This window comes from Acinetobacter sp. NIPH 2699 (genome assembly GCF_022549355.1).
Taxonomy (GTDB): Bacteria; Pseudomonadota; Gammaproteobacteria; order Pseudomonadales; family Moraxellaceae; genus Acinetobacter.
This window is the reverse complement of record NZ_JAKZGL010000017.1, coordinates 66,276-75,881: the sequence shown is the minus strand read 5'-3', so window position 1 is coordinate 75,881 and position 9,606 is coordinate 66,276. Positions and strand designations below refer to the sequence as shown.

Genomic DNA, 9,606 nt, shown 5'->3' with positions numbered 1-9,606 from the left:
CCTTGAGCATTGGGTTGAATCATGTTGGAAAATGGCATCATCCAACGTGCGCCAATCATGCTTCGATCAAACTCACCCATTTGTGAGCTGTATTGTCGAATAAAGGAAAAACCAATTTTAGGTAAATAAAAATCTGCATGCTGCACTCGTTCAGCACCAATTGAATAGCTAATACTTTGCCCAGTATCTGACCCTTTGCCCTCACATGGCGGAGCATTTAAAGCATCGGCTTGTAAACTCACGAACTCTAAAGTATCCCCTTTGGTATGCCGTTCATATGCCCCCGTTTGATTCACCGGCACACTAGCGCTACCTTTATTTTCTAACGCTTTTATTGCTTTCAATGTTTCTTGTATTAACCATGCCAAAGTATATTTTTGGCTGGGATTTGCTTGTTGTTGTAATACTTGTGCAAGTGTGGTGATCGCTTGATTTGCTTCTTGCTTTAAACGACTTTTAATATTCGGCTCAATCTTCGGTGTCAGGTTTGCTTGGCTCGGTGTTCCGATCAGATCAATTAATGGTACTGCCCAATTGCTAAATTTAAGCTTGGGGTCCCGTTTCTCTGCCGAAGCACCTATTGGAGCTGCAACACCTGCATTAATAGCTGCAGTTGGGGTTGCTATACTCTGCAAAATACTTGCACCCAAAGTTGCAGCTTGGGTCAGTAGTCCACTTAACTTTGCTTGGGTTTCTTTTAAAAATACTTCTAAATCCCCTGCAACCATTGCATTAAGATGTAAACCTAAACGCTTAATATCAGCTTCTTTAATTTTCCCATTTTCAGGGTATAAACATTCTGCCATTACACCAAACATTGGTCGTAACGCCATACGAGCATGAGCTTCATTATTCGGTTCAGGAAACAATCCGATTAAATTTGCGCCGAGTAAAGCACCACGCTGCATATCAGCATCGCCAGTCTTCGGTGTTGTTGCATACAAAAGTAAATCTAAGACACTACCTGTTAATGCAAAAATATTAGCAACTGTAGGGACATTAGCATTGCTTTTGACTTGTTCTAGCGAGGTATTGCCACAGACCTGTAAATACAGTTCGATTTGATGTGCGATCACCTGTAAATCAGTGACATCCCGAGTACTTTCTAAGTTAAATACTGCGAGTTCAACAGCGGGTTGTTTTGTTGTTTCTACCTGTTGTGTCTTTTCAGTAGTCATTAATATAAAACCTTTAATTCATTAAATTACATCAATACTTTGACTTAAACTCAGTATTTCTTTTCATCTGATCTACTTTTTAAGCTTTGTAAATGTATCCATAACACCATATTGAATCGGAGAATCAACTTTAGTGAATTGAGTGAGTTTTGCTGAGGCTTGATCGTTAAAAAAATCCATTCCCTGCGCCTTAATCATTTCAACAGATTGGTTTGGGTTTTTCATAACCTGCCCAAGGCTTCTGATTTGATCTGGGGATACATTTAAATTAAGTTGATTCGAAATCGCACTAAAAGCTGTATCTGTCACTTGGTTTTTGATTTGCCCCACAGTTTGGTCAACTAAATTATTGACTGTGTTTTTTCCAAGGTCTTTTAAACTATTTTTGTCCAGTGAAAGAAGACTATCTTTTAACTTTGACATAGTATTTTGACCCAATGAACCCAAAGCATTTTTCATCAATCCTGCAACACCAGAAACAGGCTCAGCCCATGTATAATCGCGGCTAAAATCACTACTTTGCATCCATGCACTACTGTCATCTTTATCAAAAATCACTTTCGCTGGACCAGGTGCAATGCCTGTCACTTGAGCAAAACCACTTCCATCAAGCTTGCCTGTAATTTGCTTACCTAATGAATCAATTACTTTATAACTATTTTGCTTAAAGAAGTTTTCGCCGCCATAGCTTCTCAATAATTCCAATGCCCCTTTCATTGGTTTGGCTTTCGGTAACTGAGGAACATTAGCACTTGCACTCGCTCCCGCAGCAAACAAATGCTGCCCCGCTTTCACCTCGAACTTGCCACCCGTGGTCGGAAATACGCCAGAACCATTAATCTTGATCTGAGAACTGCCTGCCGTAATAACAATCTCTTTCGGACTGGTGATATAGATGGCATCTTCCGTTGAAATGATTTGTATATCTTTACGGGCAATAAAGTCAGCAGCATCATCTTGTGCCTGTATCTCAAACTTACCTTTTGCTGCAACTTGTTTAATCCCAGCTTGTGCTGCAAATAAACTGATCTTTTGACTGGCTTGGGCGATCAAATTCTTTTGCGTGGTCAGGTTAATGCTATCGCCTGCAAATTGGTTTAGTTGTCCATCTGCAGAAAGGTGTATGTCTTCTGCTGTACTGAGTCCAATGCCATTTGGGGAACTGAGTAGTAATAAGGCTTTGTTAAATTTGGCAATATCCTGTTGGATGTCTTCTGCAAATGCTTTGAGTTGTTCTAAAGCTTCGAGTTCATCCGTTTGTTGGTTCTTGGCTACTTCACTTAGGGCTTTGGCGTTGTTCTGGTTGCCTTCCAGCTGTTGTTTGGCTGTTTGCGCTTCGAGGTGTTCACCTTGTGCTTGTTGTTGTGCATGGGTGGTGATCAGTAAGCCTTCGCCTGCTCGAATCGCGCCCCATTGGTCTGTGCGTAGTTCAAAGCCTTCGCCTCGGTCTTCGCTTTCTGCTTCTGATTTGGGATGGCTGAGTTTGCCAAGATTGAGTTGGCTGGCTGCATGGCTGCTTTGTAGTTGCGCGCTGATCTGTCCAGTGGTGTCGTCAAAGCGGAGTTGGTTGTAACCTGTGCCTTGGTATTCTTTGGATTTGATCCCTGCCAGTTTTTTGGTATCTGGCAGTTGTCCTTGGTCATCAAATTTGGTCGGACTGCGTTGTGCTTCGTGCAGTCGTCCTGTGACATAAGGTCGGTCGATGTTGCCGTCAAAGAAGTCGATCACCACGATTTCACCAATGCGTGGCAGGAAGCGTGCGCCGTAGCCTTCACCTGCCCAAGGCGTCAGTACATCCACCCATGCTGAATCGGTGTCGTTGTCGTTACTGCCTGCGCCACCATCGTGTTGGTGGTCGTCATTTCGAGTGAATAAGAAGCGGACTTTAATTCTGCCCCATTCATCGACATGGATTTCTTCACCTGATGGTCCAACCACTTTGGCGCGTTGTGGATGGGCTGCTGGACGGTGTTGTAGGGGTTGGTATTCGGGTACGGTTTTGATGCTGCGACGTTGTAGCGTCAGTTGGTTGGCTTGGCGTTCTTCGCTCTTGTTTGTGTGCTTGTGGTCTTGCTGCCATTGGCTTTGATCGATCAAGCTTTGGATTTGTTGGTTTAAGTCTTTGGGTAGGTTGTTCTGATTAAACCAATCTTTTTTGATGATCAGAAATTCTTGGTCTGATCCGCTGTGTTGATCAATCTCTGGGTGTTCGTTCAGTTTAAACCAGTAGCCCACTTGGCTATCGCGTACGGTAGTACTGGCGATAAATTGTTTGGCTTGGGCATCGTGGTAGTGGCTGAGGTTTTGGTTGAGTTTTTCAATTTGGTTGTTGCCTGATGCGGTTGCGCCATCTTCGCCATTGAGGTCTTGCATCCATGCTGGGGTGAAGTGCCATGCATCTTCGAGTCCCAAGCTGGCATTGTCGTGTTGTTCGCTATGCCGATGTTTGCTTTGGACGCTGCCTGCACCATCTTCTTGTTCTAAGGCATCAGCTTGCCAACGTTGGATATGCACTGCGGTGGGTTGTAGAGAACGTTCCGCAATGAGGCTGGTCATGCTGTCGTATTGTTCGGTGGCACTGCTGCGATGGTAGCGAATCGTTCTTCGATTTAAGGCTTGGTATTGGTTGTTGTCATCGATCAAACGAAGTTTTTGGGCTTGGTTTGGACTGTTGCTGTTGGCAACGTTGAGTTGGGCTTCGTCGATCAGCCAGTTGATGCCTTCGCTTCTGAGCAGTCGTGTAATGAAATTATAGTCGCTTTCATTGGCTTGCATCACAAAGGGTCGGACATCATAATCTTGGCTCAAACCACTTAAATCGAGAGTGAGACTTGATGCGAATAAGGGACTGCGTTGTTGCCATTCCTTGAACAAAACCTGAATAATGTCCGCCACGGTTTTATTTATGAACACGCGGCTGTTACGGCGTTTGTGCCACAGTGCAGTAGGGTCTTGTAGTTTGAGTTTATACAGCGTGAGACTACCGTCAGATTGCCCTTGTACGGCTTCAGTGATAATACCAGTGGTTCTAAATAGAGTTCCCGTATCTGTAACAGAGTCGACTGCCGTTTGGCAACCAATAAACTGCTTTAAGGGAATGGTTGCGTCCGTTGATAGGCAGATGAGTTCTGCGGCAACCCCGCCATTCAGACGATGCGTACCTTCAATACGCTGTAAAAACACCTGATTGGCTAAAGCAGGATTGGAAAATTGAATATGAATCGCACGTTTTTGTGCGGTTAAGCCTAGTTGTTCTAATGCAGCATAAATAGTCTTGAACATTGCTTCTTATTGAGTTTTTTTAAACGTGAAAGCATTTTACAGCAAAAAGCCTGTTTATGCCCAGACCGTCCCGTCTATTTGTTGTGACGATTTATGTCTTTTGTTGTTTCAACTTTTTGAGTAAATTACGACGATAAGCCACTTGCCCTTTTGTAATTTGAAAAAGCTCTTGGATTTCCTTTTGTTTTAAATTTTCTAGCTCAAATTGGTGTTGTTTCACCCAGCCATAATCTGGTACTTTCTTCTCAACAATAATACCGAGTTCTTTTCTGACATAAGCTTTTGTTTTCTGTAATTGAGACAAAGTCATATTTAACTGCATAGCAAGACTTTTATCCGTTTGCTCTGAATTTAAAAGTAAATCTTTATTGTCCAATAGCCATTGTTTCTTCTCTTTTCTCCGCTGTGCTTGTTGGATGCCTGTAATCGGCAACTGATTTTCCGCACACATCCGTAAATGGATGTCGCGTGCAATGCTGATATCTACATTGAATCTTTCAGCGAGTTCAACAATTGTGTTGCAATATAAAATCTCATCTTTATGTTGTAAAAACATTTTTTCTCGTTCTATAACTTTTTGTAATGCCCGACGTCTATGGGTCCGTGAAATGCCTTTACATTTTCTAAGATGTACCACATATCCTTGTACTTGTTTTTTAGTCAACCCATATTTTTCAAATAATGTTTCAAAGCTTTCAACAAATAACTCATTTTGATGAGCGTAGACCCATTCATAATCAGGTATATGCATTTCTCTCTGAATGCCTAGCTCTCGCTTAAAACGCATTAGAACAGATTTAGAACATTCCAATTGCTCTGCCAAATAGAGAATTTTCGCACTACGGTTTTGTTTGATGTAATCTGCAAATTCAGGTGTAAGTATATGCCCCGTATTATTTCCATATACCTGCTCATTCAGCCGACCTTTATATAACATCAATCCATTAGCTAAACGTTTTTCTTCATAAACATTCCAATCCTCACCGTGCCAATCCTTAATTATTTTTATTGGGTAAAGTGTGTAATTTTTAGCCATAATGATTTATAAAGCTTGTATCTGTGATTGATAGCTGTTTTATCAAATACTGTATATGTATGCAAGGCGGCCCTATTTTATTGGCTTAAGCTTAAAAAGAACAATCCGTTTGCATATTTTTTGATTTAAAGAATTGATTAAATGCATCTTTCTCTTGTAACCAAGGAGACACCGTTTCCCAATTTTGCGCATTGAAATTTTGCCAACGTGCTAATCTTTCAGTTCGATATCCTTCACGTTCAATTTTGTCTTTATATCGTTGGAGAAACTGCATTTGCAGACAAAGCCCGCGAACACTTTTGGCTTCATAAATTGAATACCTAAAATATCTATTCAGTGTATCTATTAATTTTTCTCCATCTCCACTTTGATAGAGTACTCTGAGCATATTCAGATCATTAAAGTAAATTTCATCATTAATCGTATTTAGTGGTACGTCCTGTTTTAGCATCGCTTTATACAAATCATGTTTATATGACAAATCTTGCCAAGAAGATGCCATAAGAATTTCCTCGGCAATTTCCAAACGGGCTTTTTCTGTATCTTTAGGATAAACAATGAAAAAATAATACAATCCCAAGAAAATAATGAACATCAAAATGATTGAAAGTAATCGCCAATAATTTGTTCCTGTTATAACTCTCATCCAAGACCTTTCCAACATTGTGCTTTCAATATTAAATACGATGTGTATTCTATATCAAAAAAAAATAGCCGTAATGTAAGTTATCCATTGGAAGATATGACAGATACCCATCAAACCAAATGCATTGGCGGTCCACTTTGGGGATTAAACACCCAACGCTCTACCGAAGAATTTACTTACATTGATTCTTTGACAGGCAAGACCACCCAATACACAAAAAAAATAATGTATGGACATACTTTTTTTGTTGCAGAGGACATTCATGTCAACTTTGCAAAACAGATGGCTTTACTCTTATTAAATCCAATTTAACAAAATCAAAATCATCCCTTATCTCTTCTCCGCATCACGATGCTCTTAACTTTCTGCTTCACCCCTAACTTTAAAGCCTTTTTATCAATCTTATTTTCAACCAACTTCTCAGCAAAATGTATTTTGGTAGAGTAGTTTAAGGATGTAAAAGCAAGGAATAGAAACATCAGTATCGAAGTAATCAATATAGCCCAAAAACCTTCAACTGAATTTTGTGAGACGATGCGATTGTATATTTCTAAATCTGGATCGAACAAATTCCAAAAAAACACAGGGGAAGCTGCGAGTAGAAAAAAGATCCCATATAAGGACAAGCTTCCCCATTTTTTGATCGCTCGAATCCATCCAACTTTAAACCCATCAACAAAGTTGAATTTATCTTCGACCTTCGAAAATTCAACCAATGATGAACCACGCTTGTATTGATCTATCTTACCAGTCTTATCTTTTTGCTTTAAAAGGTATTGCGCTTTTCCTCGATCAATTTTTGGAATCCCAACGATGAGCTGATATTTCTTTGTTTCAGCTAAGTCCAGTATATTGTCCCTATTGCTATCATCTTTAGACGTGTTTTCCAAAGCAAGTAAAAGTCCATCAAAATCCTCACGGAGTTGCTTCCTTTGGTTAATTGAGTTTTCTAGAAAGAATTTCCTGATACTAAACAAAGCAGTCGCAATTGTAAGTATTGAAACAACTAAAGTAATGATTTGAACAATATGATCCATTTTTCCCTCGTATTAATTTATTGGAATATCACTAAATTTATAAAGTTATGTTAAAAACAACCAATATGCTCTGTCCAGTAATACGATTGAAAAGAGCATAAAATGCTCTTTTTTAGAATATTTAATTCAAAGCCTGTACCGATTGTTGTAACCCTTTCTGAATATCCTGAGCATTTGTCAGCTCATGCGTCTGTTGAGGTTGCTGTGAGTTGAATTCATCCGTATAAAACTCTTCCACAATATCCAATCCCTCTTCCCCTCCCACTTCAAATTTGGCGTTGCCATAGCCCTGCCTTGCCACGTGATCCAATGCCTCTTGATAAAACCCTGCTGCTTTGCTCTGTTCATCGATCTGCTTAGCTGAGCTAATCGCGTCATTCAAATTCACGCCGTCACGTAAGGTTAAGTCCACGTAATAGATTGGCGTACGATAGCTTTGCGTGGTGCTCTTTCCTCGCAAAGTGAGTTGCAACGGCAGGCAAGAAAGTAAGTCACCTGAAGTTGCATGGTAATAACGTAATCGTGCAGCCAAAGTTCGAATGCTATTAAAGCCTGTGGTTCTAAAAATAAAGGTGCCAAACTCATCCGATTCATCTAAATTGACGTAAAGTCTGCCGTAGGGTTTACATAGTCCACCTTGTGCCAATGGACAGAGATCAGGGGATGGACATGGATGTTGTTCTATGCCATTTTGTCCAAGTCGCTGACAGCTTTCTCCATTGCCTGTACAAATCACTCGCCCCGTTTGTCGATCAAACAAGGTGTACTCTGCTCGTAGGTTCAGTTCGGGATCATTAAAGATCATCCGAACTGGAATGCTTCTGAGTTTTTGGTTCGGTGATTTGGCACGTAATTGGTCATCTAGTGGGTGTTTCACCCAACCTTCTTTCCCTTGGATTTGGCTGGTAATAGTAAATTGGTCATCTTTTTCAGGGAGTCGTTTGCCATTCTTTTCAACCATCTTACCAATGCTGATACGTCCTAAGATGGGTGGGGTAATTGCGAGACCTTTAATCATGGTGATGTCCTTTATATAGATGTAATGGATTGAATTAAATTTGCTGCATGAAAAAATCCCAGTCCTATTCAGGTCTGGGATCAGATGGGTTGTGTGCTGTGTTGAAATGAACTGTGGATTACTTCTGAGTTATCCACCATTCGGATAAATCTGAAAGCGCCGTGTCCCGACTTTGCTTTGTGGGAATTGCTGTAAATATTCAGGATGTTGTTTCAGCAATGCCTTGCTGTTGAGGCTGATCGAGTCCTGTGCCTTCTTCCACGTCACTGAGCCGCCGATAAACACCGCACGTTCAGCATCCTTCATCATCATTTGCAGTTGATGCTTCAGTTCATCGAAGTATTGCTGGTGTTGTTCAACTTTGTGTCTCTCCTCTAATAGCTGATTAAATAAATAATTGGCCTGCTCATTTTGGGTGAGATCTTCAACTGACAGTGGAATATGTTCAGGGTAGAGTTGTTTTAAAGCTTTGGCTGCGGATTCTGAAGCATCCACACTTGGTGGAATACCTGTTTCAACACATTGCCAGAAGTGACGTTCGGCATTGATGATGTGCTGGATCACCGTTTCATTGCGGGTCACTTTAAAGATTTTGGTTTCATGCCCACAGATCAAAGCACAGATATGTGCAGCTTGTTTTCCTGTCACCGCCAGTTGATGTTGCACTTGGCACAGTACATACAACGGCACGCCATCTCGCCACAACTTTGCGCCGTATTCACCGACACTTTTACACTCTAATATTTGCACCTCATCATTGCCGACCACGGCATAATCAAGATTCGCCAACATAAACTGTTTGTCTTCGTCTGGATGTTGCAGGATAGCATTGACGCGACGGACTTTATGATTGGTATGCAAGCTGTAGTATTCAGCCACCAACGGCTCAAGCTGCTTGCCCCAATATAAAGGTGCATAGCCAGCACTTTCATCGTCAATACCTTGTTGCATCTGACCTGTTTTAATCATCCACAACTCTAGCATCGACATATAGGGATTCAGTCCACAGGCGGTTGCTGCATCACTACTGCCAATGCCCTGTTTTCTGAGTTCTTGCCATTGTTGATAGCTCATCTGTTTAGTATTGGCAAAGCGTTTGGCTGAAGGCAAGCGAGCCGTCTTCTTGGGCCTACGTTTACTCCGGGTCCCCACTTCGACTGTTTGGGTAGCGGTTGATGGATTCAGATTGGGTGAATAAGGCTGTAAAGGCGGGTTGTTTAAGCTGTGCTGTATTTGGCTATTACTGTTCATTAGGGCTATTCCTATTTTTATTGAGATATTGAAGTGTGAAAACTGAATTTCAGGCATAAAAAAAGCCACATCTGAGGGATGTGGCGAAAGGTGTTCTTGAGAACTGCTTGTGGGTACTGCTTAGGCTAATCGACTGAGCTTAAATGAATCTGAAATTC

At 41.2% G+C, this 9,606-nt stretch carries 7 protein-coding genes and 1 pseudogene; 1 reads left to right on the top strand and 7 read right to left on the bottom strand.

The window, feature by feature from the left end; translation table 11 throughout:
* The 4 genes and pseudogenes from MMP72_RS14140 to MMP72_RS14125 form a co-directional block, all read right to left on the bottom strand.
* Window positions 1-1,178 (bottom strand): annotated as a pseudogene (locus MMP72_RS14140) (RHS repeat protein); the annotation flags it as partial.
* Between the two features lie 72 nt (window positions 1,179-1,250).
* Window positions 1,251-4,460, bottom strand: a complete 3,210-nt coding sequence (locus tag MMP72_RS14135) for a type VI secretion system Vgr family protein (protein WP_241318310.1) — start codon at window positions 4,458-4,460, stop codon at window positions 1,251-1,253.
* 91 nt (window positions 4,461-4,551) lie between these two features.
* Window positions 4,552-5,496 carry a hypothetical protein gene (locus MMP72_RS14130; RefSeq protein ID WP_241318308.1) on the bottom strand — a complete coding sequence of 315 codons (945 nt, stop codon included), beginning with the start codon at window positions 5,494-5,496 and terminating at the stop codon, window positions 4,552-4,554.
* A 91-nt stretch (window positions 5,497-5,587) separates the two neighbouring features.
* Window positions 5,588-6,142 (bottom strand): hypothetical protein, encoded by a 555-nt coding sequence (locus MMP72_RS14125; RefSeq protein WP_241318305.1) that lies wholly within the window; start codon window positions 6,140-6,142, stop codon window positions 5,588-5,590.
* 96 nt (window positions 6,143-6,238) lie between these two features.
* Between MMP72_RS14125 and MMP72_RS14120 the strand changes: the two genes are divergently transcribed.
* Window positions 6,239-6,454, top strand: coding sequence for a hypothetical protein (locus MMP72_RS14120; protein WP_241318303.1), 216 nt, complete (start codon window positions 6,239-6,241; stop codon window positions 6,452-6,454).
* Between the two features lie 11 nt (window positions 6,455-6,465).
* Here the strand turns inward: MMP72_RS14120 and MMP72_RS14115 are convergent, their stop codons facing one another.
* The 3 genes from MMP72_RS14115 to MMP72_RS14105 all read right to left on the bottom strand — a co-directional run bounded on the left by MMP72_RS14115 (window position 6,466) and on the right by MMP72_RS14105 (window position 9,448).
* Window positions 6,466-7,179, bottom strand: a complete 714-nt coding sequence (locus MMP72_RS14115) for a hypothetical protein (RefSeq protein WP_241318301.1) — start codon at window positions 7,177-7,179, stop codon at window positions 6,466-6,468.
* 121 nt (window positions 7,180-7,300) lie between these two features.
* Window positions 7,301-8,197, bottom strand: a complete 897-nt coding sequence (locus tag MMP72_RS14110; protein WP_241318299.1) for a hydrolase or metal-binding protein — start codon at window positions 8,195-8,197, stop codon at window positions 7,301-7,303.
* Window positions 8,198-8,326: 129 nt separating this feature from the next.
* On the bottom strand, window positions 8,327-9,448 hold the full coding sequence (locus tag MMP72_RS14105; protein WP_241318297.1) for a lambda-exonuclease family protein: 1,122 nt from the start codon (window positions 9,446-9,448) through the stop codon (window positions 8,327-8,329).
* Window positions 9,449-9,606: the final 158 nt, after the last annotated feature.